This window comes from Paenibacillus sp. P4_A9, from assembly GCF_056402415.1.
Genome location: NZ_JBFUHL010000046.1, coordinates 1 through 26,398 on the forward strand (window position 1 = coordinate 1; position 26,398 = coordinate 26,398).

Below are 26,398 nucleotides of genomic sequence, written 5' to 3' on the forward strand. Positions count from 1 at the left end.
GCATATAGTTAAAACACGGTGTTTCCTTTGGTAAACTTTTTGTCCCATCGGAAACTTAATTTTCACTCTAAATGTTTCCCTAGGTAAAAACTATTGTAAACAAGCAATTTATTATAGGAGGTCAAAGCGATGTTTCAAAAATCAGATAAAAAGCTATCAAGACGTAATCTTTTGAAGTTAGGAACGACAGGGGCTTTTGCTGTTATTGGCAGTGCATTGTTGAATCCTTCATCGTTATTCGGTAAAACTTCACTGGCGAGCTCACATGATAAGCATGACATTCATCAAGCCATGAAATCACAATTACATGAAGGGATGAAGCATGGCTATGTCCCGAGCACGGAAGTGACGGAAGGGTTTGCAGCCGCGCAAAAAGCGCTCACCACATTTGATTATGGCAAGGTTAGCAAGCTTGCTGACGGTCGAACGTTAAGGGAATATGAGATCACATCTTATGAAGCTAACGTGGAGATCGCGAAGGGAATTAAATTCCCCGGATGGACATTCAATGGTACGATTCCAGGTCCTACAATCCGTTGTACAGAAGGGGACGTCCTTCGCGTGAAATTTCACAATGCTTCAACCCATCCACATTCCATTCATTTCCATGGTATGCATCCTACGAATATGGATGGTCTAGAATCCGTTCTTCCTGGTGCTACGTTCACGTATGAATTTGAAGCTAAACCAGCTGGAATGCATGTCTATCATTGCCATGTAGCCCCGCTTGCAAGGCATATCCATAAAGGTCTCTATGGCAATTTCATCATTGACCCGAAGAAGCCAAGAGCAACAGCCAAAGAATTCAGTATGCTGATGAATGGCTATGACCTGGACCTAGATGGGGAAAATGAAATCTACACTGTGAATGGCTATGCTTTTGCCTATCAGCAAGAACCCATCAAAGTGAAAGTCGGGGAGCTTAATCGTATTTATTTAAGTAATCTGACGGAATTTGATTTGATTAATTCGTTTCATCTGCATGCCAACTTCTTTAATTATTACGCAACGGGGGCAGATCCTGAAGCACGCCCAGCGTATACCGATACCATTATGCAGTGCCAGGGCGAACGTGGCATTCTAGAAATTGTTTTTCCTTCACCAGGACGATATATGTTTCATGCGCACCAAAGTGAATTTGCTGAACTGGGCTGGATGGGATTCTTCATTGCTGAATAAGAAAGGGGGCGGCGTACGTTATGAGTATGAACGGTCAAACTAATACAAAATCATCTTCATCTAAAATGAAAGCTATACTTTGGGGCCTTCTTCCTTTAATCTTGTTAATAGCCATTATTACGACAATTGCCAAAGTAGGAACAGGAGTCGAGAGCGAGCCTGCTGCTCCAATTGAAGTCCTGAATGTAGAGAAAATCACGTTAAATGACGATGGTATTCATGTTAAAGTGTTAAACTCAGGGCCAGAGGATGTAACCATTGCGCAAGTCGTGGTCGATGGCGCCTTTTGGAATGCTTCATTTTCACCTAGTGATACGTTAAAAAGATTTGAACGCGGAACCGTCGATATCCCTTATCCTTGGGTACAAGGCGACCCGCATGAAGTGAAATTCATCACGTCCAATGGTTTGATATTCGTTGGTGAAGTTGCTGCCGCGGCGGCAACACCTGAACCTAATGGCAAGCTATTTTGGCAATATGCGTTAATTGGGTTCTATGTTGGGGTTATTCCGGTAGGGCTAGGCCTATTGTGGTATCCATTTCTACGTAGATTCTCGGTTAGAGGCATGCATGCCATTCTTGCCTTGACCGTAGGGTTATTATTCTTCCTAGTCATTGATACCTTCGGAGAAGGTTTTGAGATGGCTGCTGAAGCACCTGGCATTTTTCAAGGAACGGGGTTAGTGTGGTTTGGTGCATTGCTTAGTTGTCTCTTCTTGATAGCTGTAGATCAGTCGAATGATCGCAAACTCAGCGGTGAGTTATTTGTGGGTAAACGTGTAGCTAACAAAATCGCAACCGGTATTGGACTTCATAATTTTGGAGAAGGTCTTGCGATCGGGTCTGCATTTGCAGTGGGAGAGGCAGCACTTGGTACCTTCCTTATCATTGGGTTCACCCTTCATAACATAACAGAAGGCGTAGGGATTGCAGCACCATTACTGAAAGATCGCCCAACGTGGAAGACATTTGTCAAGTTAGCTTTGATCGCCGGTGGTCCAGCTATTATTGGTACTTGGGCGGGTGGATTCATATTTAACGATGCATTAGCTGCGCTCTTCTTCGGTATAGGCGCGGGTGCGATTTTACAGGTTATTTATGTGATTTCGAAAATGATTCTCAGAGAATCGGAGAAGAAAGGTTTATCTCCGGTATCTTGGTTAAACTTTGGTGGACTTTCAGCAGGGATACTGATCATGTATCTGACTGCGTTAATGGTGAAATTTTAAGGTTATTATAAAATGAAAGGGTAGGTGATTTGCATGTTATCAGGCATTGGCATACCGGGACTTGTTATTATCGTAGGCGTTGCTTTACTGTTATTTGGGCCAACTAAACTTCCTCAATTAGGTCGTGCTTTCGGGACTACGATCAAGGAATTTAGACAGGGAACTAAGRGATTGTTGGAAGAAGAAGATTCGAAAGATAAACAGAAGGATAATTAATTGATCTAGAAAAAGCCATACTGGAATAGTAAGGAGCTAAGTTGCAAGTTTGCGCTTAGCTCCTTTGTTTTGCACCTATATACAGTTTTTGTATTCACGACACGAAAATGGTGCCAGAGAGAAGTAAGAAAGAGGATGCGGAATTAAAAGAAGAATATCAAAGAATAATGAAAGTAGTGGAAGGAGCATCGAAATGAAATCATTACAACAATATTGGAATGACATGTATCATCGGCTTGACCTCACACCTAAATACGATAACTGGTTGGACAAATATTGGGATGCATACCTATCGAAGTATAGTGAAGCCGACCTAATTGTTGATTTGGGTTGTGGTGTCGGAAATAACACACAGTATTTATTTGAACATGGGTTGTCCCCAATTGCTTGCGATATCTCCGAAGAGGCAATTAAGACATTGAAGTCATTCCTGCCAGAAATTCAAACGCTCTGTTTGGATATGACAGATGGGCTTCCTTTTGCAAAGGAATCTGTACAAGCACTGATCGCTGATCTAAGTATTCATTATTTCGATGAAGTCACCACTGGTGAAATCATCAGTGATCTCCATAGCGTGATTAAGAGAGATGGCATACTGCTGTGTAGATTGAACTCTACAAATGAAATGGGCAATGTACTGGAAATCGACGGGATTTACAGAAGGTTTTTTGATCGAGATGAGATGGAGCGATTTTTTGATAAAGAAAAGTGGACTTACCTGTATGTCGAGGAATACGAAATGGATCGATATACGAACAAGAAGATGCTGTGKGAAATTGCGCTGAAACCTCGGTGAAAACGGAGCGCATTAGAACTCGAATGAATTAGTCATGATAAAGCAATAAGTAGTCAATTTCCGCATGTCAATTCCTAAAGGAATTGGTGCCGTATGGGCGAACCTCTACTATATAGATTTGAAACAAAGACTCGAACTATCCTATCTAAGCAGAAAAGAGGTTTCCCATGAAACAGATTGGCATTGCACTCATTGGTTGCGGAGCGATTTCCAGCGTACATTTGAAAGCCATTTCACAGATACAGACAGCGAAATTAGTGGCTGTTGTCGATACGAACGCCGATTTGGCGGCCCAAATAGCTGAATCGTATTCATGCAGTTATTACACAGATTATCTCGAGATGTTGAAGAATCCTGACATTGACGTCGTTCATATTTGTACAGCTCATTATCAGCATGCGCCAATGGCCGTTGATGCTCTCAACGCTGGCAAGCATGTTCTGACGGAGAAGCCGATGGCTGAAACGAAAGAAGCTGCTCAAAAGATGTTACGTGCAGCGGAAGCTAATCCGAATGTACAGCTTGGTGTCATTTTCCAAAATAGATATAACCCTGCATCCCAGATCATGAAAAAAGCCGTCCAGTCGGGTGTACTCGGAAACTTACTTTGTCTAAAAGGGATCGTAACTTGGAGCAGAACGGCTTCCTATTACGAAACGGAATGGAAAGGAAAATGGGCAACGGAAGGTGGAGGTGTCCTCATTAACCAGTCCATTCATACCCTAGATTTGCTGCAATGGATAGGCGGCGAAGTCACAAGCATTAAAGGCACGATGTCGAACGATTCACTTGAGGGTGTTATCGAAGTGGAAGATACCGTTCATGCACACCTCACGTATCGGAGCGGTGCAACGGCTGTGTTCTATGCTACGAATGCTTATGGCGTAAATTCACCACCTGAAATCGAGCTTGTCTTTGAAAAAGGGAAGCTAGTACTCACGGGAGATACGTTGTATCAAGTAATCAATGGGGAACAAACGATGCTAACTTCACCAGAAGCTTCTAATTTAGGTGTTAAATCTTATTGGGGAATCAGTCATGGGACTMAAATTGCAGATTTCTATGATCATATTTTAAACGACCGCAGCTATGGTCTGAACGGCCCTGAAGGCTTTAAGGCCTTCAATCTAGTCATGGATATTTATGAATCTTCCAGATCAGGCAAAAGAATCACTTATAATTAACCGTTTTTGAGATCAAATGGAGGTTAGCATGAAAATAAGAGTACTCGGAAGATGGGGTGCTTATCCCAAAGCAGGAGAAGCGACTGCAGGTTACCTCCTAGAAKTAGGGAAACACAAGATATTACTCGATTGTGGAAGCGGTGTTTTGTCTGTCCTACAGAATTATTTGGAAATCAGTGAACTAACAGCCGTTTTCCTCTCGCACCAACATCACGATCATATGGCAGACTTAGGATGTTTGCAATATGCCTGTTTAATTGATACGGATTTGAAACGCCGAGATAAGCCGCTCAGAATCTTATTATCTGAAGAAAAAGAGGAAGATTGGTCAATGCCAGTAATGAAAGGCACATCTGGCATTGGACTCAATGAAAATGCTAAAGTCTCGTTGGGAGACGACGTACATCTTTCCTTTTTCCGAACTAACCATGATGCTTATTGCTTGGGCGTTCGGATTGAAGCGGACAATAAAGTACTCGTATATACAGCAGATACACGCTACGATGAATCAATCTTACCTTACCTAATCAATGCTGATTTACTAGTTACGGAAGCATCCTTTTACGCTGAGTTTAATGCGAGCCAATATGGACACATGACATCTTTAGAAGCAGGAAGGCTTGCAGCAAGTGCAGGAGTCAAGACATTATTGCTCTCTCACTTGCCTCGCTTTGGAGATATTCGATTATTGAAGGATGAAGCAGAGACGATGTTTAGCGGAAAAGTAGTGTTAGCGGATGTTGGCATGCAGATTGAACTATAGAACGGCTCTATGTTTCAGCGCGAAACACAGTCCCATCATCACGGAAATAAAAGGCAATCTCATCGGTAATCGTGCTCATTCTTATCGATATTCGAGTGAATTCTTCAATGATTCCACGATCGACTTCGCAATAAACACCATTAGCGTCTGTTTGCCAGACGGATACTGTCGTTTGAGATAGCGCGGCTGTAAATAGATCTCCATCTGAAGTCAATGTCATCATCATGATTATCGCCCTCTCCTTATAAATCGTTCAGTAGTTAATTGAGTATATTCGCAATTATGTATGTCATGCGAACTAAACGATACATGTTCTCACATTACTATGTAATTCTAGTCGTTACCTATTGGTAACGGCTTTTTTCTGTTCTGAACAAGAATTGGCGCATTCGTTCACCTCGGTTTATCTCCCAATTCAAATGGTCATAATGGGTAAGACTCAACTTATTCTCAGGAGGACGACCATGGATCAACTGTTTAAAATGAAAGAGCGAGGGACATCCATTTCTACGGAACTCATGGCTGGTGTGACGACATTTCTAACAATGGTCTATATTGTCATCGTGAATCCTGGGATTTTAAGTACAACAGGCATGGATTTCCATGGCGTTTTCATGGCTACAGTGCTTGCAAGTATTGTAGCAACGCTCATCATGGGGCTCTTTGCCAATTATCCAATCGTGATTGCACCTGGCATGGGATTGAACGCGTATTTTGCCTTTACAGTAGTGGGAGGGAACGGAGTGCCGTGGCAAGTTGCCTTAGGCGCTGTTTTTATAGCTGGTCTTTTGTTCGTTGTGTTGTCGCTTACTTCTTTCCGTTATGTTTTACTTGATGCGATACCCGCCAGTCTTAAACATGCAATAACAGCCGGGATCGGCCTATTTATCACCTTCATTGGATTGCAAAATGCGAAAATCATCGTCGGTTCACCAGCTACCTTACTCACGTTAGGCAATTTGAGAGAGCCTATGACGGCTCTTACCTTGATTGGACTCATTATTTCGCTAGTACTGCTGGCGTATCAAGTTCGCGGATATTTGTTCTTCGGTATGTTGATCACAGCCGTTCTGGCCTGGATATTCGGGCTTTTAGCTTTACCAGATACATACGTTGCAGCCCCTACGGGACTAGTAGCGACAGCTTTTCAACTCGATATTCAGGGTGTATTTACGGGAGGCTTATATGCGGTTATTTTTACATTCTTATTGATCACGTTATTCGATACAACGGGGACCATGCTGGGTGTAGCTGAGCAAGCTGGCCTCATCAAGGATGATAAATTCCCGCGCTCGCGTGGCGCTCTTCTGGCAGATGCGGTTGGCACAACGACCGGTGCACTCCTAGGTACTAGTCCGACCTCAGCTTATATAGAATCCAGCTCTGGTGTCGCAGTAGGCGGGAGAACGGGACTTACAGCAATTATGGTTTGCCTGCTATTGGCGCTGACCTTATTTTTCTCACCTATCATAGAGGTTCTAGCGAGTATCCCGGCGATAACGGCTCCTACATTAATTATTGTTGGCTTTCTGATGATGAATGTATTGCGGAAAATCGAATGGCAGGACCTGGAAGAGGCCTTCCCAGCTTTCCTGATTGTAGTGCTAATGCCACTGACCTATAGTATCGCAACTGGCATTGGCATTGGATTCATAGTGTATCCGATTCTAAAATTTGTTCGCGGAAAAAGGAAGGATGTACATCCGATTTTCTATCTGTTTGCGATATTGTTTTTTGTGCAAATTGTCTTTTTCACACATTAATAATTAAGTTCTAGTAAAGCAGACGCCGCGGCGATCTGCTTTTTTCRTATTACTCTACACTCTCTCACTCGGGCAATRAGTAATCCGCTTTCATCCAAACCTTTGTGGACAAGGGGCATAAACTATCTTAGAACTACTATATTGAGAGAGTGGTGCAGATGGATAATGGACTTCTAGCAGCCGTGGAGAATAAATACGGTTTAACGATCCAATTGGTTGAAGTTATTCGTGACACATCGCGAACTTTTGTCGTAAAAATTACAGCAACGCAAGGCATATTTATTTTGAAAAGAATGTATATCGATGAACATCGTTTGCAATTTATTCTTGAAGCAGAAGACTTTCTCAGGAGTCGAGGCATTCATATACCAACCATTTATCCTACAAATACAAACAAGAAATATTTTACCTATAAGGGTTATAAGTGTGTCTTACAGCAGTGGATCTGTGCCGTGCCATATCCGCTGACCAGCTTAGACAAGACGCTTAGGTTAGCCGAAATATTGGGCAATATCCATGCCATTTCAAAAGAATATCAACCAGCATTTGCTTCTTTTTGTAATGGTAGTGCTCGGTGGGAGCGCGAGTACGAGGAAGCTCTTCGTTATTTGGAGAGATGGAAAAATAGCAGTTCTTTCGCGGATGAACCATGGCGAACAGCAGTGTTAGCATATATAGATTTTTATATAACGACTGGCAAATATGTGTTGGAAAATATTAGGGAAAACGCCTATTTCCTTTCTTGGAAGGAAAACCAACCTAATTTTGTACTAAGTCACAATGATTTTCATACACAAAATATTTTACTTCATGAGTCAATTGATATTTATATCATTGATTGGGAGTTTGTAAGACTGGACTTTCCTTCAAGAGATATAAATCGGCTGCTGTACGCAATGTTAAGAAAGTCGAGAGCTTGGAATCATCAAGTTTTTATCAAGGTGATACGCGCATATCTCAAGCAGAACAAGCTCTCGAATCATGAAATGAAATTGCTGTATCTCGATTTGGCATTTCCGCACAATCTCTGCAGGAACCTCATTTGGGGAAAATTCAATCGAATGACAGGGGATCAAATCAATGACCTGTTACAGAAAGAACAGGATAAGACAGTATATTTACTTGAGGCTTACAGAAAGTAATACCTCTAAACAACAGCAACTCACATTGTGAGCGGGCTGTTGTTTTTTCATTTTTCAGGGACATCAAGCTAAGTGAAAAGTAGCAGTTTTGTGTAGGAAGTTAGCCATTGTCTGCATTAAGTCTCAGATATTTTCGCGTTATAATAAGGAACAAGACGGAAATGTAAGCGCAATCTTATCTAAGGTGATCAATTTGATTGGGAGGTGAAACGGGAGTTCGTTAACATCCCGAGGTTAGGTAAATTTGAAACTACTTTGACTACCTGGAGGTTGTAGAAATGTTGAAAAATACGAAGAATTTCATAAAAACAGCATGCATCATTACGTTGGGTTCGCTTCTCGTAACCTCTTTCGGTATCCAAGCGCCTTCCGCACATGCAGCGGTAGCCCGGCAGATGGAGAAGTTAGACCGCGGACTAGTAGCTGTTAAGGTAAGCACCGGCGTCCTCGTCAGTTGGAGACTTCTAGGAACAGAAGCTGCAACTACTTCTTTCAACGTTTATCGGGATGGAGTTAAGCTCAATGCTTCTCCTATAACGACCAGCACGAATTATCAAGATAACTCAGGTACTACGAGCTCAAGCTATACGATTAAAGCTGTCGTTGGCGGCGTTGAGCAGGCAGCGTCAGCCGCAGCTACGCCATGGGCGAATAACTATTTGGATGTTCCCTTACAAAAACCAGCAGGTGGCACAACACCAGACGGTGTGAGCTATACATACAACGCCAATGACGCAAGTGTTGGTGATTTGGATGGCGACGGTCAATATGAAATTATTTTGAAATGGGATCCTACCAACTCCAAAGATAATTCGCAGGATGGATATACCGGTGAAGTATTTGTCGATGCTTATAAGCTGAACGGTACGCGATTATGGCGGATCAGTATGGGGAAAAATATTCGGGCTGGCGCTCACTATACGCAATTCATGGTCTACGATTTGGATGGGGATGGCAAAGCAGAAATTGCAATGAAAACAGCCGATGGTACCAAGGACGGTACTGGCGTAGTCATCGGCAGTTCAACGGCGGATTATCGTAACAGTGTTGGTAGAGTTTTGACTGGGCCTGAATTTTTAACGATATTTGCAGGAACGACAGGAAAAGCATTGACCTCTACAAGCTATGATCCTCCTCGTGGAACAGTCGGCGATTGGGGCGATACCTATGGCAATCGGGTAGATCGTTTCTTAGCAACAGTGGCATATCTAGATGGGCAAAAGCCAAGTATCGTTATGGCGCGCGGCTATTACACAAGAACAGTTCTAGTTGCGTATAATTGGCGGGGTGGCGCATTATCCAAATTATGGACATTTGACAGCAACACTTCGGGCAACTCAGCTTATGCAGGTCAAGGAAACCATAACTTAACAGCAGCCGACGTCGACGGTGATGGTAAGGATGAAATCGTATATGGTGCGATGACGATCGATGATAACGGAGCCAAGAAATACAACACGGCCTTAGGACATGGTGACGCGCTTCATGTTGGCGATTTGGATCCGAACAATGCAGGGCTCGAAGTATTCAAAGTCATGGAGAGCACTAGTGCTACTTATGGCGCAGCCGTGTGGAATGCTGGTACAGGAGCCATCAAGTGGGGTGTGAATACAGGCGCTGACACGGGAAGAGGCATGGCTGCTGATATTGACCCTCGGTATGCCGGTGAAGAAGTATGGGCAAGTAACGGTGTCGGACTATACCAAATCAATGGCACCAAAATCAGTTCCACCATTCCTTCATCCATCAACTTCGGCATCTGGTGGGACGGTGATGTTTCCCGTGAGCTCCTTGATCATAATTGGGATGGTACGAACGGTGTCGGCCGCATAGATAAGTGGAATTATACAAGTCTCAATACAACGACCTTATTAACGGCAACAGGCACTAATTCGAATAACTACACGAAAGGAAATCCTAGCTTGCAAGCCGATCTATTAGGCGACTGGCGAGAAGAGGTCATTTGGCGGAAGTCGGACAGTACGGCTTTACGCATCTATGCAACTCCGTATGTCACAAGTACGCGCCTTTGGACCTTAATGCATGATCCGCTTTACCGCTTAGACATCGCGTGGCAGAATGTGGCCTACAACCAACCGCCGCATACTAGCTACTATCTCGGTACAGGTATGGCAACACCTACACAACCGAATATTTATACCACGCCATAACTACGTTTATGGTAAAGGGAAACGTTCGAAACACTTGGGCGTTTCTTTTTTTTCATTCTATCCTCATTTGTTGAATACGCTTTCTAAAAGCTGCAGGAGATGTCCCATAAAAAGCGGCAAATTGACGTGAAAAATAGAAAGGATGATTAAATCCTACTTCCTCAGCGATTTCGGCAATGTTTAATGAGGTTGTTTCTATGAGCTTTCTCGCTTGACGAAGTCGTATTTTATTTAATAATTCCATCACGGATTCACCGGTCTGACTTTTAAAGAGATGGGCGAACCTAGAAGCGGATAGGTTAACCATAGCAGCCAATTCAGCAACCGTATAAGGTTGGTTAAAATGCTGTGAAATCAGCTCTATCGTTTGCTCTACACGCTTATCTAGCGGGTATTGCTTTTCAATAGCACTTTGGGAAATAAGAAGGAGTATTTCTTCCAACGCGTTGATGGCCAACTTTTCAGAAAAGTGATCAGCTTCTTCGTTATATTGATTTAAATTAGTAAAAGCGTTAATTATACGTTGCAACTCTTTTTCTGAATCAAAACGAGCTAATCGTATTCCTTTAATCGCCTCTGGCAGCTGTAAAAGCGGTAACCATTCTTCCTTAGGAACAAAATGACACCAATAAAATTCCCATAAGGTATTCTCCGGAGTCCCATAATAATGGGGTGTTCCTGGTGTGATTAAGGTAACCTCATTCTGTTGGCATTCATAGGTTTCTTTGCCGTTGTTGTATAGTCCGGATCCTTTTAGAGTCAAGGTGAGATAATAATCTTTCGTACCGTTGGAGCGTTTAACTTGGTAGCCAAATGACTGTCGGTAATGGCCTGATATCAGCTTCCCAGGTATGGTAATCAGATTTTCTTTGGCAGAAAAGGGCATGAAATTAGTCATAAGTTGGACGCCTCCAATTCCCAGATATCTACAAGTATATAGGATGTTATACCAAAGTGTTTTGGAATTCTTGAACATCTCCTACGAAAAAACACAGTTCGTTATACACAACAATTTCGAAGTCCCATACGTCTAATTAAAATGGAATACTTTGGATGCAGGGGTGGTTTTGCTTGATGATAAACAGGCGTATGATTTGGRTCATTTTATCCGTTATTTTCATAATTGGATGCGAAAGGGAAGTGCAGGTTTTACCGGTAAAGACTGTTGAAGAGAGCGCGGCACCGCTCGAATTCCCAATGGTCTCTCCATCCGCTAAGCCGATTGAAGTACCGGTAAACGTGGAAGCGCCCACGCAAGCTGTAAGTATTCAATTAGAGCCAAGAGGATTCTTAAAGGCACCGATCAAAACGGTAGTCGCTGACACGCCGCAAACATTCACAATTAAATTTCGCGAAGGAATGAATCGCAATTCTGTGGAGGATATATTACGTAAATCAACTAAGATTGAAGGAGAGACACCTCCACAAGTAAACCTAGCATTCAATTGGCAAAATGAAAAGGAGTTAAACCTTACGATCTCGATAAAAGGCATCGAGGATAAAACGTATCCAATCTATGGATATACAATTGATGTGAACGGAGCATTAACGAGTTCTGGCAAAGTACTCATAGAGACCCCTACATTCCGAACATTAATTCAAAGTCCCAGACAATTATGGCGTATCTCCGTAACAGATGGACATTCGGAAAAGATAAGCAAGTTTTTAGAACCATTTAATTTGCAGACATTAGATAATGCCGATTATATGCTAGCCACACAATATCTTGACTACTGTGAATGCGATATGACATTGCCATTATCATCCTCCATTTACAACATCGGACTTGATCAAATGATAACCTACCCTGTACCTCTCATGACGCAATATAAGGGACATGGCGATTTTGTCGCTGATAAACGGGGGTTTTTCTATGAGCAACCGAAGAGCGGGGAAGTGATTCCTCCAAGTGATACAGCAGAGATTATTCATGTCGCTGGCTATGTACATGGTGCGACATTTAGCCATGACCGCAAAAATCTAATTCTCGCAATCGGCCAAGAAAAGCAGGAAGTTGATTTGGATTTTGCCATTTATAATTTAGAAACGAAGAGAACAATGAACATGCCCAAAAAACTTATCGGTCGGGTTCCTGATAGTCAGGTAAGCTCAGCCAAAATTCCGGTTCAATTCAAAGATGACGCAACGTACGTCTACACGTATATGATAAACGAGGATAGCTCTGATTTACAGCAATATCGCTACTCTTGGAGCAGTGGGATGTTTGAGGAGTGGAAATCACCCGAAGGAGAAAATGCTTGGAATGGTTTCTTAGTAACAGATGATGGAGCATATCGATATTATTATAATGGTGCTGTGTTTCGTGGAAGTGAAAGAATTACCTTGCCAGATCATTTATTTCCTTACTTTTGGTTGAAAGGAACACATCGTTTTGTGTCACTCAAAGGCACTGACGCTAGCTCAAACACATCACAAACTTTAGTTAGTTATAACGTCGATGAGCATAGCGAGCAAACGATAATAAAATTCCCTCAAGGTGAAATTAATTTGGTTGGCAGTAGTAGCGATGGGCGTTGGGTTTATGTTTCTACTGGAAATGATTTATGAGAAAAGAAACGGACAGTGTTCTAGCCAGGGGTGAAACGAATTGAATAGAATTATTTTGTTCGTGTTAGCAATGATACTTATGATTTATATTTCACAAAACTCTTCAAAGAATGTTGTACCCGTTATTCAAGAAACTACTAATACAATAAGTAGCATTGACCAACGCCAACTAACAGTGAAAATGGATGAGTTAACCAGAACAATTGCCGAACTAAAACATGAATCTGGAAATCTAGATGAAATAGTTACGAATCAGCCTTGGTTAAAGCTTTTTAGGCAACCAGGAAGTTCAATAAAAAGCCTGAAAGTCACACTAGCAAGCAATGAGGATACTTCTGTTACCGTGACGGATCGTGGACTATTGCAAGCTTTTTCTGGTGAATTGGTCATACGGCGCGAGCTCTTCGGGTTAAATCCGGGTGGCAGCTACAACTCCGACATTCTTCCTTGTAATTATCAAGTGATATTAGAAAATGATGAAAGTTATGGGATCAGCGTACCTGCACGCGGAGTCCTCACTTTCGATCAATTGGCTAATCATGCTTTCGAAACAAATCCATATCTGCATCAACTTTGCAATGCTTTAGTGAAGAGACCGACTTTCCTGCCTGATCAAACACTTTTAGCAAAAATGGCCGATAGCGGCATGCTAATTACAGAATCAGATGGGACCATATACTTCTCGGAAAATCGCATTCAGGAAGTCATCTATGCCTTGTTAAGAGCTCAGATCATTGTGGTTCCGCGTCCTTTGGATGCGGGTGATTCTGTCGAGAGTCTATTTTTCTATTCTTTTGGCGATAAAATAACAATGAAACTGTTCAATGCACATATCCAGATTGTATCTGGTGATGAGGAAGTTTGGTACAAAGTGGATAGTGATGYGCCGTTGCAGCTCAGGAGTGTACTCACTGCAGGTTAGCGGGGGCGCAGGAATAAGAATGCAAATAATAAGAGGTTGGATCCATCAGTCTTAAGAAGACTTTGGACCAACCTCTTTATGTTGTCTAATTGATTAAATAAGTGCTTTTTCATAGAGAATTACGTTGAAACCGTCAATGGTAGCTGGGCCTTTTTGCAGATAACCGTTTTTCACAAACAGCTTTTGTGCGCCTAATTGATTGGAAAGTGTGTCGAGAATGAGATGTTGGACGCCAAGTTCTTTGGCTTTTTCTTCTAAGAGGGTTAGGATTTGTTGACCATAGCCCTTCTTCTGGTGACTAGGATGAACGCGAAGACGTTTGATTTCGGCTTTGCCTTCCTTAAGAAGCTTTAACCCTCCCATTGCCAGTACATTGCCATCCGGCCCTGTACCCACTAGGAACTCTCCGCCATCGTTCAAATATTGTTCAGGTATATGCAAAATATCGTGATAATGCTGATGAGTAGGTTCTACTTTTGCTTCAGAGATGACTAATAAATGAATTCTCCATAAATCATCTGTATCTACCGTGGAGTAACGTCGCGTTTTAATCATAAGTATGTCCTCCTCTTTCCAAAATTCTCTCTTATAAATCATCTATATATGTAATATAAACTAACGTGTAACTGATAACAAATAACCATTTCTTATAGGTTGTCATGAAAAATCAAATATAACTGATAGGATTCAAATTAAAACTAACATGGATGATTAGCTTGGCGTATTTTCTAAAGCTAACAATCATCTAAGTCACACTTTGATTTTTTCGAAACAGTAAGAGCTAACATTTAAAATGGAAAATTATGTTTATTTTTAAACAAATGAATGACATTGACATCAATTTTCTGTAAATATATATAACATGAATTTGATTAAAAATTGAAAATATGTTCCATAAATTGATGGGGGTCAGAGTTGTGAAAGCGGAATCAAACATAAAAAGACGAATAATACTTATTATAAATCCATGGATAATTCGTGTTTTTATAAATATGTGTACTTTAAAACAATAAATTGGCAAATTTTGTTGAAAAAGACGATGTTCCAGAGTATATTAGTAACAAGAAACAAATGTTAGCTATATTTACATTAAAATTCGAAACTTGTCATCATCACATATTTTAGATGTAATATAACACAATATGTTATTTTATTTTAAATGGGAGCGTGAAATAGGATGAAGAAAAAAATAGTTTTAGTTGGAAATGGCATGGCTGGTGTTAATTGTATCGAGCAATTACTAAAACTTGCACCAAACTCATACGAAATCACGATCTTTGGGAAAGAACCTCATCCTAACTATAACCGTATCCTGTTGTCATCGGTTTTGGCCGGAGATGCGGATATGAAGGATATCGTTATTAATGACTGGTCCTGGTACACGGATAATAACATTACCTTGCATACGGGTCATACCGTAAACAAGATTGATACGGATCGCAAGATTGTCAGCACAGACGGTGGAATCACGGTATCTTATGATGAATTGATTCTGGCAACCGGATCGCTGCCGTTCATGCTTCCATTACCTGGGGCAGACAAAGATGGCGTGATCGCATTCCGTGATATTCAAGATTGCGAGACGATGATGGAAACAGCTAAGAAATACAAAAAAGCGGTTGTCATCGGCGGGGGACTACTCGGGCTTGAAGCAGCACGCGGATTACTGAACCTGAACATGGAAGTTTCGGTCGTGCATATTAACGAGTACTTAATGAATCTCCAACTCGACAGAACAGCTTCCTTGCTGTTGCAGCAAGAACTGGAACAGCAAGGAATGAAGTTCCTGCTCAAGAAAAATAGTGAAACGATTTTAGGTAAAAAGCGTGTTACAGGTCTCAGGTTTACGGATGGTTCGGAAGTTGAAGCGGATCTCGTTGTTATGGCTGTAGGGATAAGACCTAATATTGCGCTTGCTAAAAATAACGGAATTGAAATCAATCGAGGGATTGTGGTCAATGATTTCCTAGAAACGAGTGTCCCACATATATACTCCATTGGCGAATGCACAGAACATCGTGGTGTTGCATACGGTCTGGTGGCTCCGCTATATGAACAAGGTGCAGTTCTTGCTAAAAGACTAGCGGGCGTTGGCACAGATGGCTATCAGGGTTCCGTTGTTTCCACGAAACTCAAAGTATCTGGCGTTGATGTGTTCTCAGCAGGCGAATATGCAGATAAACCAGGTACTCGCGCTGTTCGTGTACAAGACGATTTCGAAGGCATTTATAAGAAGGTTGTCATTCGAGAAGGGAAAGTTATCGGAGCTGTCTTGTTCGGTGACATCAGTGATGGTTCCAGACTGTTCGCAATGATCCGCAACGGCGAGGATGTAACTGGCAAAGAAAAGACCGTCCTTCTTGGTGAAGGCGGAGGCAAGACGAAGTCTGGTGTTGATTTAGTTGCTGGCATGAGCGCAGATGAAATCGTATGTGGCTGTAATGGTGTTTCCAAAGGTGCCATCGTCCAGGCGATTCAAGAGAAAGGCTGCTCCAGCGTTAATGATATCAAAGCATGTACCAAAGCTTCCGCTTCTTGCGGAGGGTGTAAACCGCTTGTAGCCGATGTGCTCACATATGTTCTTGGTGCAGACGGCGTGAAAACCGTGAAGGAAGGTATTTGCGGTTGTACGACACTCGGACGTGATGAAGTTGTTGAGGCGATTCGCACCATGCAACTTACGACAACGAAAGAAGTTATGAATGTTCTCGAATGGTCCAATGTAGAAGGGTGCTCCAAGTGCCGTCCAGCATTAAATTACTATCTGGGTATGGTGTGGCCAGAAGAGCATGAGGACGAAAGAGAGTCTCGTTTCGTGAACGAGCGCAATCATGCGAACATTCAGAAGGATGGCACGTACTCTGTCGTTCCGAGAATGTACGGCGGTGTAACAACACCGAAGGACTTAAAGAAAATTGCAGAGATCGCTGAGAAATATGAAGTGCCCCTAGTGAAAGTGACAGGCGGACAGCGTATCGATTTGCTCGGTGTGAAGAAGGAAGACCTGCCTGGCATGTGGGCTGATCTAGATATGCCTTCAGGCTATGCCTACGGCAAGTCACTTCGTACAGTGAAAACATGCGTGGGCTCTAAGTTCTGTCGCTTTGGAACGCAAGATGCTATTGGAATGGGCATTCAGCTCGAGAAGAAGTTCGAGCGCCTATATACACCAGCCAAAGTTAAAATGGCTGTCTCGGGTTGCCCGCGTAACTGTGCGGAAGCGACCATCAAAGATTTTGGCGTCGTCGCTATTGATGGCGGTTGGGAGCTTCATGTTGGTGGTAACGGAGGAACGAAGCTGCGTGGAACGGATCTTTTATGCAAAGTGAAGACGGAAGAGGAAGTACTCGAATGGTCTGGCGCTTACCTGCAGTACTATCGGGAAACTGGGAAGTACAATGAACGTACATCGGAGTGGTTGGAGCGCGTAGGTCTAGAGACAATTAAAGAGACATTGGCGTCAAGTGAAGATCGCGCTGCCTTTAATGATCGCATTAATAAAGCATTATCACTGATGAAAGATCCATGGAAAGAGATCATTGAGCAAAAGGCATTGCACCAAACATTTTCACCCATTGAAGAACAATCAACAGCGTCGATTTTGAAATAGAAGGGATGAGGCATATGAAACGTTTACACATTGGCCATATTTCAGAAATTGCAGTAAAAAGATCGCGTGTTGTACGCATCGGTGAGTTAGAAATTGCCGTGTTCAAGCTATCTGACGGTGTTATCAAAGCTATTGAAAATCGCTGCCCGCATAAAGCGGGTAAGCTTTCTGAAGGTATTGTGTGTGATCATCATGTCTTTTGTCCCTTGCATGATTGGAAAATAGATCTGCACAACGGACTTGTTCAGGCACCAGATGATGGCTGTGTGACCAAATTCGAAGTTGAAATTGAGGACGACACCGGAGAAATGTATTTGCATATTTCAGAAGAAAGTATCCTAGCATCCTAGCAAGGGGGAGTACCGAATCATGCGACAGAATGGATCAGCACTTGCATTAGGATTATCCACGTTAGCTATGATGGCATCCTTCGTGATCTGGAGCGTTTTTGCACCGATTGCTGGACAAATCCAGGAATTGTTTCAGTTAAGCACGATTCAAAAAAGTCTGCTAATCGCAACGCCAGTGCTGCTTGGCTCGATTCTGCGAATCCCGATGGGGATATATACCGATCGGTTCGGCGGAAAACGAGTATTTGCCATCACGATGCTGTTTCTAACGATTCCGCTTTTGATCGTTGGATACGTGCATACTTACTGGATGTTGCTGCTTTGCGCGCTATTTATTGGGATGGCAGGGACGACCTTCGCCATTTCCCTTACTTATGTATCGAGATGGTTTCCACCTGAGAGACAGGGTCTTGTGCTTGGATTAGCTGGACTTGGTAATCTAGGCGGTGCTGCAGCGAGTTTCTCATTGCCATTCGTATTTAACCATTATGGTTTCCAATGGGTGTTCTGGAGTTTAGCCATCATGATCGTGATCGTTACAGCCATCTTTTGGATTGGAACCAAGGATTTACCTTCACCAGCTCAAAAGAAGACCTTCAAGCAATCGATGATTGTGCTTAAGGATCAATCAACCTGGTATTTATCGTTTTTTTATTTTTTAACTTTCGGCGGTTTCGTTGCATTCAGCGTGTATTTACCAACATTTCTGAAAGATTTATTTCAACTATCTGCAACAGATGCAGGACTGAAAACCGCAGGATTTGTACTGATTGCTACGCTCATTCGTCCGTTAGGCGGCTATATGGCCGATCGCATAGGTTCACGGCGTGTACTCGTAGTTGTATTCACAGGTATGGTTATCACTTCGATCGCCTTGTCAGCGTCGTTACACCAATTCACATACTTTAGCATGTGTTGTCTGGTGGCTGCTGCTTTGCTAGGCGTTGGAAATGGAGCGGTTTTCAAAATGGTTCCAGAAGTTTCCTCTGGAAATACGGGAGCAGTCACAGGAATTGTTGGTGCAGCAGGCGGTTTAGGCGGATTTTTTCCACCTATTGTATTAGGTATTGTGAGAGATTTGTCAGGTGCCTACACGTTGGGCTTCATCTTGCTTATGGTATTCGCGTGTGCTTGCCTATGGATGAATCTGGCAACGAGACGTATGGTGATTAACAAACAAAGCACGATGGTATAAATTAGATCGGCGCGTAAGAATACGTTCTATGGAACTTCAGCATGGGAATGTGGAGGTCAATAAGTTATGGGGAAACAAAAACTTGTCTTAATAGGTAACGGGATGGCTGGCGTTCGCTGCGTGGAAGAAATTCTTGCACTTGCGCCAGATCGTTTTGAAATCACAATATTCGGCAGTGAGCCGCATCCCAATTATAATCGCATTATGTTATCGAAGGTGCTTCAGGGAAGTACAACAGTGAATGATATTACCATTAATGATTGGCAGTGGTATCAAAATAAAGGAATAACGCTTTATACGGGGGACTCCGTGATTAGCATCGATACCGCTAATCGCAAAGTCGTGAGCGAAAAAGGGCGGACAGTTGACTACGATCAATTGCTCCTGGCAACGGGATCATTACCATTCATGCTTCCGTTGCCAGGAGCAGATAAACCGGGTGTGACAGCGTTTCGCGACATTAACGATTGCAATAAAATGCTGGAGGCTTCCAAATCCTATAAGAAGGCTGTTGTAATCGGCGGAGGTCTACTCGGTTTAGAAGCGGCTCGCGGCTTGCTTAATCTGGGGATGGACGTCCATGTCGTGCATATTTTCAACTATTTGATGGAGCGCCAACTCACTCCGACTTCAGCAGGGATGCTGCGTAAAGAGTTGGAGAATCAAGGGATGAAATTTCTACTCGAGAAGCAGACTGAGAAAATTTATGGTAAAAAACGAGTTGAAGGACTCCTATTTAAAGATGGAAGCAAAGTAGAGGCAGATCTGATCGTCATTGCAGTCGGTGTACGCCCGAACATTAAACTAGCGGCCGATAGTGGCATCGAAACCAATCGAGCTATCATGGTCAATGATTATATGGAAACGAACGTGCCAGGTGTCTATGCAGTTGGAGAGTGTGCCGAGCATCGCAATATGGTTTATGGTCTCGTAGCCCCGCTCTATGAACAAGGTAAAGTGTTGGCTAAGAAGATTTGCGAAGTAGAGACCGAAGGCTATCAGGGGTCGATTCTGTATTCTCAATTAAAAGTATCCGGCGTAGAAGTTTTCTCGGCGGGAGAAATTCGTGATTCCGAAATTAATACTTCACTGAAAGTAATAGATGGTGTTAAAAACAAGTATAAGAAGATCGCTATCCGTGATAACAAAATCGTAGGAGCCGTCCTCTTCGGAGACAGCAGCGAGGGTAATAAGCTGCTCGGCTATATTAAGCAACAAGCGGATGTGTCCGTGTTGGAGGAAGCATCGGCAGTCGGCGGCGGTGCCGATGAAGCGTACGCGGCTTCGCTGGCACTTACGGCAACCGTGTGCTCTTGCAACGGGGTGACTAAGGGCGGCATCCTGGATGCGGTCCGTGATAACGGCTGCGAATCCGTCGAGGATGTTCGCGCCTGCACGCGGGCATCGAGCACCTGCGGTGGCTGCAAGCCGCTCGTCGCGGCGATGCTGCAGTTGGCGCTGCAGAGCAAGGATGCGCCGGCAGCGCCGAAAGAAACCGTGTGCGGCTGTACGTCGCACAGTCATGAGGAGCTGCGCGAAGCGGTGCGCAGCGCAAGCTTTGAGACCGCGCATGACGCGATGCATGCGCTAGGCTGGAGCAAGGCAGACGGATGCGCGATATGCCGTCCGGCCGTGCAGTATTATGTCGGCCAGACGCTAGGTGCTGCCGCCGACAAAGTTGGTGCTGAATCAGCTTCGGCAGATTCAGTAGCGAGCTTGCTCGCCGATGGCACATACGCCATCACGCCGCGCATGTACGGCGGCGTCACGAGCGCCGAACAATTAAGGCTTCTTGCTGATGTGATCGACAAGTATCACATTCCGCTTGTGAAGTTATCAGGCGGTGCGCAACTGGATCTGCTTGGCATTGCAGCAGATGAAGTTAGCACACTCGGAGCTGAGATCGGACAGCTGGCATCACCAGCTCCTAGATATGGTCGAATAATCTCATCTGTTGCTACGTGTACGGGGATTCAATACGATCGAAGTGCACTGCAAGATTCGATTGGCCTGGGTGTAAATCTAGAACGTCGATTAGAAGGACTGCAAATGCCCGCACTAGTAAGTGTTGGCGTTTCAGCAAGCCCGTTGCATCGTGCAGGCACGCTTACTAAGGACTTAGGTCTTGTAGGTGTTCCAGGTGGATGGGAAATCTATGTTGGCGGCAGCGGAGGAACGAAGCTTCGACAAGCCGAATTACTGTGCATGGAGCCAATCGAGGAGGTAGCCATAGAGCTATCTACCGCATTCCTGCAGTGGTACCGTGAAGAAGCGAATTTCGGCGAAACAACGGGGCAGTGGGTTGAACGCAAAGGGATTACACAACTTCGAGAAGGACTCTTTGATCTCGTGTTACGTACTGAGCTTAACGCGAGAATGAACATAGAAATGATATCTAGGGATCAGCAGCAAATAAATCCGCAGCCAACAGCTGCATTGGCAAGGTGAGCATATGAGTCCATTCGCCCAGCAAGAACAAGCATTAACTGGTACTTTACATGTGATAGATACGCAATGCCCTTTTTGCAGTGTGCAGTGTAAAATGCAAGTGATTGAAGATCGCAACACTTCTGACGGACGGCCTGTATATTCCGTTGTTCCAAAGCCGAATATGGCGTCAGAAGGGCGCCTCTGTATCAAGGGGATGAACGCCTATCAGCATGTACTTACGGGCGAACGTCTACTTCATCCGATGGTGAAGAGAAATGGTCAGTTCGAGCGTATTTCGTGGGAAGAAGCTTATGAACTTATCGTAAATAAGTTCAATACGCTCCGCGAGGCCTATGGCAATCACACAGTGGGTCTGTATGGCGGCGGCTCACTAACGAACGAATCTGCCTATTTACTAGGTAAGTTCGCTCGAGTAGCGCTGCAAACGAAGTTTATTGATTATAACGGGCGATTTTGTATGTCGGCGGCCGCATCTGCAGGTGTTAAAGTATTCGGGATCGACCGTGGGTTAACGAACCAATTATCAGACATTGAATTAGCCGATTGTATCCTGCTGGCGGGAACGAATATAGCGGAGTGCCAACCGACGCTCATGCCTTATTTTACAAGAGCGAAAGAGAAGGGTGCTGTCATCATTGTCATCGACCCGCGGGAAACTGGTACAACGCGTATCGCGGATATTCATTTGCGCGTGAAGCCTGGCATGGATGCGACATTGGCAAATGGGATGCTCAAGGTTCTGCTTGAGGATGGATTGATTGATGAATCTTTCGTTGCTGAACGCACAACGGGATTTGCTGAATTGAAGTCACATTTAGATTCGCTTGATATGGGTGATATCGCCCAATTAACAGGGGTGCCAGCCCAGCTGATTCGTAAAGCAGCGCTAAGTTATGGCCAAGCGAATACGGGCATGGTATTCACCGCAAGAGGTGTGGAGCAGCAAACGGATGGTCATATGGCGGTTCGAAACTTCCTGAATCTTGTACTCCTCACTGGTAAAATCGGTAAACCTGGCTGCGGCTATGGGGCTGTTACAGGTCAAGGGAACGGTCAGGGCGGAAGGGAGCATGGTCAAAAAGCAGATCAGCTTCCCGGCTATCGCCTCATTGAAAATCCTGAGGATCGCGCTTACGTGGCGAATGTCTGGGGAATCGATCCCAGTGAGCTCCCAGGCAAGGGTGTCTCTGCCTATGAAATGATGGAGAAGGTTCACGAGCAGGAAATACGAGCCTTATTCGTTATGGGCTCTAATCCGCTCGTTTCGAACCCGAACGCGAACTTCGTGGAAGAAGGGTTGAAGAAACTCAATTTCCTCGTCGTCGCTGACTTCCTCGTTTCCGAAACAGCACAGCTAGCTGATCTGCTTTTACCAGTGACGGCCTACCTAGAGAATGGCGGTACGTTAACTAACCTAGAAGGACGCGTCCTTCTGAGAGAAGCTGGTCGTCCTGCGCCTGGTGAAGCTAAGCACGATTGGCAGGTTCTTTGTGAGCTAGCTGAGAAGCTCGGCAGAGAACAATTCTTTCAATTTGCGGATGTCGAAGACATCTTTAACGAACTCCGCCTTGCAAGTCGTGGCGGGACGGCAGATTACTATGGCATTACGTATGATCGATTGCGAAAGGAAGAAGGCGTCTATTGGCCTTGTCCGGAAGAGTCGCATCCAGGTGCGAAGCGCTTATTCGAATCCTCATTTCCACTTCCTGCGGGAAGAGCGCTTCTCACAACCGTGGAGAATCATTTGCCAAAGGAATTGGTCAGCGAAGATTTCCCGCTGTATTTAACCACAGGCCGTGTGCTCACGCATTATCTGACGGGTGTACAAACTCGCAAAAGTCATTCTTTAGCCGCACGAGACGTTGAATCCTTCATAGAGATTCATCCAAAAGCGGCGAAAAAGTACCATATCGAAGATGGCACACTGGTAAAGCTGTCTTCCAAGCGCGGCGAAATTTATGTGCGTTGTCGTTTCAGCGACGCGATTCGCGAAGACACGGTATTCGTGCCCATGCATTGGGGGGATACGCAAAACGTCAACAAATTGACGAATGACGCGCTCGACCCAACCTGTAAAATGCCTGGTTTTAAGGTATGCGCGGTGCAGGTAAGTCCTTTAGTATCAGAATATGCTTAAAATGATTAAACCGAACTCGTCGAGCACTTGCTGCGATGAGTTCGGTTTTTTCATGATTGCGTAAGATGATAAGCATATTCCATTGGTCTTCGATACAGATCCTTATGTTTAAAATCCTTAAGATCCCCGTAAATATTTTTTTGGGGCTTTCCGTTAAGCTCCACAATCCATAGCTTACTTTGTTTGTCCAACACAAAGTCCACACTCAGTTCTCCCAAGGTACCCATAAGTGTTTCTGCTTCATGTGCGGCAATAACACTTACTTCATTCAGAGAATGTAGGATTTCATTTGTTTTTTCAAGCGGATATAGTCGAGTGAGAATTTCTGCTGCATCATAAACGCGTTCACACATACTAGTGTTAAAGTAACGCTCGTATGCCACTCTACAAGTGACGTTGGAAATCATCCATTGACCAACATTCCCCTTTTGAACAAGGACCCGGATGTCAAAATATTGACGATCGAGTTGACTCATTTGAATCCCTTGTTGGAGCAAATATTTCTTTCGTCCGAGAAGTTTATCTAACTTTTCTTGAATGCTTTCATTTTTCCTGCAAATAACTCTTGGCGCTAAGCTGTGTAAGGAAATATGAATATCTTCATTATCCAGACGTTCAATTCGATAGACAGATGCGCCTTTAGATCCATAAATCGGCTTTATGAAGAGAAGATTGTTTTTATCTAATTCTTCTGATATCTTCACTTCATTATATTGAAATGTGTTGGGAACATATTGCGAAAGACTCGATTGTTGTAGCTGGTTATAGAGATCCCATTTATTGAAATGATTGATCCTATTGAAACACTTATTGTTCCCTATTATTTTCTCTAGATGTTGAATTGTTATGGATTCTTTGTTGTAACAACGGTTATAGACGACAAGTGGAAAGGGGTACAAACTTTGTGTCCATTTACCATTTTTCAGGCTAAGTCCAATAATACGTCGCTTTTTCCAACGTATATCCGCAGGAGTGAAAGCGTAAAGTCTCAGGTTTAAATTTTTAAATCGTTGACAAAGATACAAAATTCTCTTTCTACTATTTCTTGTAGTAACCATAATTCCTATTAATGGGCGCTTGTCCATTCTAATCACTCCTAGCCATCGAACCCTCTTTAGTAACTAATGCAAGCATTGTCATTTTGGTATGGGACAATCACATAAAAAAGCAATTTCTTTTGAATAATTATCTTTATTTTCCATTTTTATTGATTTGGTAGGCATGTACTGTGTCTATCTATTTAGGCTTTTAATATGATGAAATAACTTTGAAAATAGGGAGTTGAGATTAGTATGGGGAAATGTAATTGCCCCCCAGGACCTCCAGGTCCAGAAGGACCACGAGGTCCCCAAGGAGCTGCGGGAACACCAGGGGCAGCAGGAGCAACAGGGCCAGCAGGAGCTACGGGAGCAGCAGGAGCAAAGGGAGCTACGGGGCCAGAAGGACCGAGAGGTCACAAAGGACCAGAAGGACCAGCAGGATCGACGGGACCTACGGGAACAGCGGGATCAATGGGGCCTATGGGACCTGTGGGACCAACAGGAACAGCGGGATCAGTGGGACCTATGGGACCTATGGGGCCTGCGGGAACAGGGGGATCAATGGGACCTATGGGACCTATGGGGCCTGCGGGGCCTACGGGAACAGCGGGAGCAGCAGGAGCAACAGGAGCACCGGGAGCAGCAGGAGCAACAGGAGCACCGGGAGCAGCAGGAGCAACAGGAGCACCGGGAGCAGCAGGAGCAACAGGAGCACCGGGAGCAGCAGGAGCAACAGGAGCACCGGGAGCAGCAGGAGCAACAGGAGCACCAGGAGCAGCAGGAGCACCGGGAGCAGCAGGAGCAACAGGAGCACCGGGAGCAGCAGGAGCAACAGGAGCACCGGGAGCAGCAGGAGCAACAGGAGCACCGGGCGCAGCAGGAGCAACAGGAGCACCGGGAGCAGCAGGAGCAACAGGAGCACCGGGAGCAGCAGGAGCAACAGGAGCACCGGGCGCAGCAGGAGCAACAGGAGCACCGGGCGCAGCAGGAGCAACAGGAGCACCGGGCGCAGCAGGAGCAACAGGAGCACCGGGCGCAGCAGGAGCAACAGGAGCACCGGGCGCAACAGGAGCACCGGGTGCGGGAGGATTAATTCCGTTTTCAACGGGTATCATCCTCAGTGGTGCTACAGTAGTATCAGCTGATCCAATTTTAATGGGTTTTGGTAGTCACACGGTTGAAGTTATTGATGCTTCTGGAGAATCAACTAGCCCACCAGAAGCAGGTGGTTTTGCTTTCCCAATTCCCTTTAATGGAACCGTTCAAAATTTACAAATAAGCGCAGATTTATTGGTTGCTTCAGTGACTTCAATAAATGTGACACCTCTTGTATATGATTTTACAGTTTTCAAAGCACCTTCATTTCCTAATAATGGGATTAGTCATCCTTCTTCATCTTACGTGACAGCTGTACCACTACTAACTAGCTCGCTTACTTTTGGAGGTCCTGGTAATACGGTTATTGCCGGTACTTTCTATACAGCAACCAATTTAAATGTCTTACCATTAAATGTCACAGCGGGTGATCGTATTGGTATTCGTATAAGGACGCGTGTAGCGTCTGATCCCTCAGCAGCTAATATTACCCAACTCTCGTTTAGCGCCAGTCTATCGTATACTCCTTCTCCTTAAGAACTTAACTTCTATGTTGTTTCTATGCAACAAATAATAACAGCTTTGCC

Annotated in this window: 21 protein-coding genes; 17 read left to right on the forward strand and 4 right to left on the reverse strand. The window is 44.1% G+C overall.

Features of this window, described 5'->3' with window-relative positions; translation table 11 throughout:
- The first annotated feature begins 129 nt into the window (after positions 1 to 129).
- The 6 genes from AC1DVJ_RS22920 to AC1DVJ_RS22945 all read left to right on the forward strand — a co-directional run bounded on the left by AC1DVJ_RS22920 (position 130) and on the right by AC1DVJ_RS22945 (position 5,367).
- On the forward strand, positions 130 to 1,179 hold the full coding sequence (locus AC1DVJ_RS22920) for a multicopper oxidase domain-containing protein (RefSeq protein ID WP_477593645.1): 1,050 nt from the start codon (positions 130 to 132) through the stop codon (positions 1,177 to 1,179).
- A 20-nt stretch (positions 1,180 to 1,199) separates the two neighbouring features.
- Positions 1,200 to 2,408: a ZIP family metal transporter gene (locus AC1DVJ_RS22925; protein ID WP_477593647.1), complete on the forward strand. Its 1,209-nt coding sequence runs from the start codon at positions 1,200 to 1,202 to the stop codon at positions 2,406 to 2,408.
- A 33-nt stretch (positions 2,409 to 2,441) separates the two neighbouring features.
- A complete protein-coding gene (locus AC1DVJ_RS22930; protein ID WP_477593649.1) occupies positions 2,442 to 2,624 on the forward strand; it encodes a twin-arginine translocase TatA/TatE family subunit in 183 nt (60 codons plus the stop codon).
- 193 nt (positions 2,625 to 2,817) lie between these two features.
- Positions 2,818 to 3,420 (forward strand): class I SAM-dependent methyltransferase, encoded by a 603-nt coding sequence (locus AC1DVJ_RS22935; protein WP_477593651.1) that lies wholly within the window; start codon positions 2,818 to 2,820, stop codon positions 3,418 to 3,420.
- 167 nt (positions 3,421 to 3,587) lie between these two features.
- Positions 3,588 to 4,604: a Gfo/Idh/MocA family protein gene (locus AC1DVJ_RS22940; RefSeq protein ID WP_477593653.1), complete on the forward strand. Its 1,017-nt coding sequence runs from the start codon at positions 3,588 to 3,590 to the stop codon at positions 4,602 to 4,604.
- Positions 4,605 to 4,632: 28 nt separating this feature from the next.
- Complete coding sequence (locus AC1DVJ_RS22945) at positions 4,633 to 5,367, forward strand: MBL fold metallo-hydrolase (protein WP_477593655.1); 735 nt, start codon at positions 4,633 to 4,635, stop codon at positions 5,365 to 5,367.
- 7 nt (positions 5,368 to 5,374) lie between these two features.
- Here AC1DVJ_RS22945 and AC1DVJ_RS22950 read toward each other — a convergent pair whose 3' ends face one another.
- Positions 5,375 to 5,593 (reverse strand): hypothetical protein, encoded by a 219-nt coding sequence (locus tag AC1DVJ_RS22950; protein ID WP_477593657.1) that lies wholly within the window; start codon positions 5,591 to 5,593, stop codon positions 5,375 to 5,377.
- A gap of 238 nt (positions 5,594 to 5,831) precedes the next feature.
- On the opposite strand from AC1DVJ_RS22950, the gene AC1DVJ_RS22955 reads away from it, so the two are divergent.
- The 3 genes from AC1DVJ_RS22955 (at position 5,832) to AC1DVJ_RS22965 (ending at position 10,443) form a co-directional block, all read left to right on the forward strand.
- The gene (locus AC1DVJ_RS22955) at positions 5,832 to 7,130 is read left to right on the forward strand and encodes an NCS2 family permease (RefSeq protein ID WP_477593659.1); all 1,299 of its coding nucleotides are present in this window, start codon (positions 5,832 to 5,834) and stop codon (positions 7,128 to 7,130) included.
- 158 nt (positions 7,131 to 7,288) lie between these two features.
- On the forward strand, positions 7,289 to 8,272 hold the full coding sequence (locus AC1DVJ_RS22960) for a phosphotransferase (protein WP_477593661.1): 984 nt from the start codon (positions 7,289 to 7,291) through the stop codon (positions 8,270 to 8,272).
- Positions 8,273 to 8,550: 278 nt separating this feature from the next.
- Positions 8,551 to 10,443: a rhamnogalacturonan lyase gene (locus AC1DVJ_RS22965; protein ID WP_477593663.1), complete on the forward strand. Its 1,893-nt coding sequence runs from the start codon at positions 8,551 to 8,553 to the stop codon at positions 10,441 to 10,443.
- Between the two features lie 52 nt (positions 10,444 to 10,495).
- Here AC1DVJ_RS22965 and araC read toward each other — a convergent pair whose 3' ends face one another.
- Complete coding sequence (gene araC / locus AC1DVJ_RS22970) at positions 10,496 to 11,341, reverse strand: arabinose operon transcriptional regulator AraC (RefSeq protein WP_477593665.1); 846 nt, start codon at positions 11,339 to 11,341, stop codon at positions 10,496 to 10,498.
- Positions 11,342 to 11,517: 176 nt separating this feature from the next.
- Between araC and AC1DVJ_RS22975 the strand changes: the two genes are divergently transcribed.
- Together AC1DVJ_RS22975 and AC1DVJ_RS22980 are read left to right on the forward strand one after the other, a co-directional pair.
- Positions 11,518 to 13,011: a hypothetical protein gene (locus AC1DVJ_RS22975; RefSeq protein WP_477593667.1), complete on the forward strand. Its 1,494-nt coding sequence runs from the start codon at positions 11,518 to 11,520 to the stop codon at positions 13,009 to 13,011.
- 40 nt (positions 13,012 to 13,051) lie between these two features.
- A complete protein-coding gene (locus tag AC1DVJ_RS22980) occupies positions 13,052 to 13,933 on the forward strand; it encodes a hypothetical protein (protein WP_477593669.1) in 882 nt (293 codons plus the stop codon).
- Positions 13,934 to 14,026: 93 nt separating this feature from the next.
- Here the strand turns inward: AC1DVJ_RS22980 and AC1DVJ_RS22985 are convergent, their stop codons facing one another.
- A complete protein-coding gene (locus tag AC1DVJ_RS22985) occupies positions 14,027 to 14,488 on the reverse strand; it encodes a GNAT family N-acetyltransferase (protein ID WP_477593671.1) in 462 nt (153 codons plus the stop codon).
- Positions 14,489 to 15,110: 622 nt separating this feature from the next.
- Between AC1DVJ_RS22985 and nirB (AC1DVJ_RS22990) the strand changes: the two genes are divergently transcribed.
- From nirB (AC1DVJ_RS22990) to nasC, 5 genes are all read left to right on the forward strand, one after another.
- A complete protein-coding gene (nirB, locus tag AC1DVJ_RS22990) occupies positions 15,111 to 17,543 on the forward strand; it encodes a nitrite reductase large subunit NirB (protein WP_477593673.1) in 2,433 nt (810 codons plus the stop codon).
- 14 nt (positions 17,544 to 17,557) lie between these two features.
- On the forward strand, positions 17,558 to 17,893 hold the full coding sequence (gene nirD / locus AC1DVJ_RS22995; protein ID WP_477593675.1) for a nitrite reductase small subunit NirD: 336 nt from the start codon (positions 17,558 to 17,560) through the stop codon (positions 17,891 to 17,893).
- Between the two features lie 19 nt (positions 17,894 to 17,912).
- The gene (locus AC1DVJ_RS23000; protein ID WP_477593677.1) at positions 17,913 to 19,088 is read left to right on the forward strand and encodes an MFS transporter; all 1,176 of its coding nucleotides are present in this window, start codon (positions 17,913 to 17,915) and stop codon (positions 19,086 to 19,088) included.
- Positions 19,089 to 19,154: 66 nt separating this feature from the next.
- Positions 19,155 to 21,536, forward strand: a complete 2,382-nt coding sequence (gene nirB / locus AC1DVJ_RS23005; RefSeq protein ID WP_477593679.1) for a nitrite reductase large subunit NirB — start codon at positions 19,155 to 19,157, stop codon at positions 21,534 to 21,536.
- Positions 21,537 to 21,540: 4 nt separating this feature from the next.
- Complete coding sequence (nasC, locus tag AC1DVJ_RS23010; RefSeq protein ID WP_477593681.1) at positions 21,541 to 23,676, forward strand: assimilatory nitrate reductase catalytic subunit NasC; 2,136 nt, start codon at positions 21,541 to 21,543, stop codon at positions 23,674 to 23,676.
- Positions 23,677 to 23,726: 50 nt separating this feature from the next.
- Here the strand turns inward: nasC and AC1DVJ_RS23015 are convergent, their stop codons facing one another.
- Positions 23,727 to 24,761, reverse strand: coding sequence for a YheC/YheD family endospore coat-associated protein (locus AC1DVJ_RS23015; protein WP_477593683.1), 1,035 nt, complete (start codon positions 24,759 to 24,761; stop codon positions 23,727 to 23,729).
- 207 nt (positions 24,762 to 24,968) lie between these two features.
- On the opposite strand from AC1DVJ_RS23015, the gene AC1DVJ_RS23020 reads away from it, so the two are divergent.
- Positions 24,969 to 26,348, forward strand: coding sequence for an exosporium glycoprotein BclB-related protein (locus tag AC1DVJ_RS23020; protein ID WP_477593685.1), 1,380 nt, complete (start codon positions 24,969 to 24,971; stop codon positions 26,346 to 26,348).
- Positions 26,349 to 26,398 lie beyond the last annotated feature (50 nt).

What these genes read in the sequence shown, in the direction of transcription:
- AC1DVJ_RS22920 (WP_477593645.1), top strand. Translation starts at nt 130, where the DNA reads ATGTTTCAAAAATCAGATAAAAAGCTATCAAGACGTAATCTTTTGAAG.
- AC1DVJ_RS22925 (WP_477593647.1), top strand. Translation starts at nt 1,200, where the DNA reads ATGAGTATGAACGGTCAAACTAATACAAAATCATCTTCATCTAAAATG.
- AC1DVJ_RS22950 (WP_477593657.1), bottom strand. Translation starts at nt 5,593, where the DNA reads ATGATGATGACATTGACTTCAGATGGAGATCTATTTACAGCCGCGCTA.
- AC1DVJ_RS22955 (WP_477593659.1), top strand. Translation starts at nt 5,832, where the DNA reads ATGGATCAACTGTTTAAAATGAAAGAGCGAGGGACATCCATTTCTACG.
- AC1DVJ_RS22960 (WP_477593661.1), top strand. Translation starts at nt 7,289, where the DNA reads ATGGATAATGGACTTCTAGCAGCCGTGGAGAATAAATACGGTTTAACG.
- AC1DVJ_RS22965 (WP_477593663.1), top strand. Translation starts at nt 8,551, where the DNA reads ATGTTGAAAAATACGAAGAATTTCATAAAAACAGCATGCATCATTACG.
- araC (WP_477593665.1), bottom strand. Translation starts at nt 11,341, where the DNA reads ATGACTAATTTCATGCCCTTTTCTGCCAAAGAAAATCTGATTACCATA.
- AC1DVJ_RS22985 (WP_477593671.1), bottom strand. Translation starts at nt 14,488, where the DNA reads ATGATTAAAACGCGACGTTACTCCACGGTAGATACAGATGATTTATGG.
- nirB (WP_477593673.1), top strand. Translation starts at nt 15,111, where the DNA reads ATGAAGAAAAAAATAGTTTTAGTTGGAAATGGCATGGCTGGTGTTAAT.
- nirD (WP_477593675.1), top strand. Translation starts at nt 17,558, where the DNA reads ATGAAACGTTTACACATTGGCCATATTTCAGAAATTGCAGTAAAAAGA.
- AC1DVJ_RS23000 (WP_477593677.1), top strand. Translation starts at nt 17,913, where the DNA reads ATGCGACAGAATGGATCAGCACTTGCATTAGGATTATCCACGTTAGCT.
- nirB (WP_477593679.1), top strand. Translation starts at nt 19,155, where the DNA reads ATGGGGAAACAAAAACTTGTCTTAATAGGTAACGGGATGGCTGGCGTT.
- nasC (WP_477593681.1), top strand. Translation starts at nt 21,541, where the DNA reads ATGAGTCCATTCGCCCAGCAAGAACAAGCATTAACTGGTACTTTACAT.
- AC1DVJ_RS23015 (WP_477593683.1), bottom strand. Translation starts at nt 24,761, where the DNA reads ATGGACAAGCGCCCATTAATAGGAATTATGGTTACTACAAGAAATAGT.
- AC1DVJ_RS23020 (WP_477593685.1), top strand. Translation starts at nt 24,969, where the DNA reads ATGGGGAAATGTAATTGCCCCCCAGGACCTCCAGGTCCAGAAGGACCA.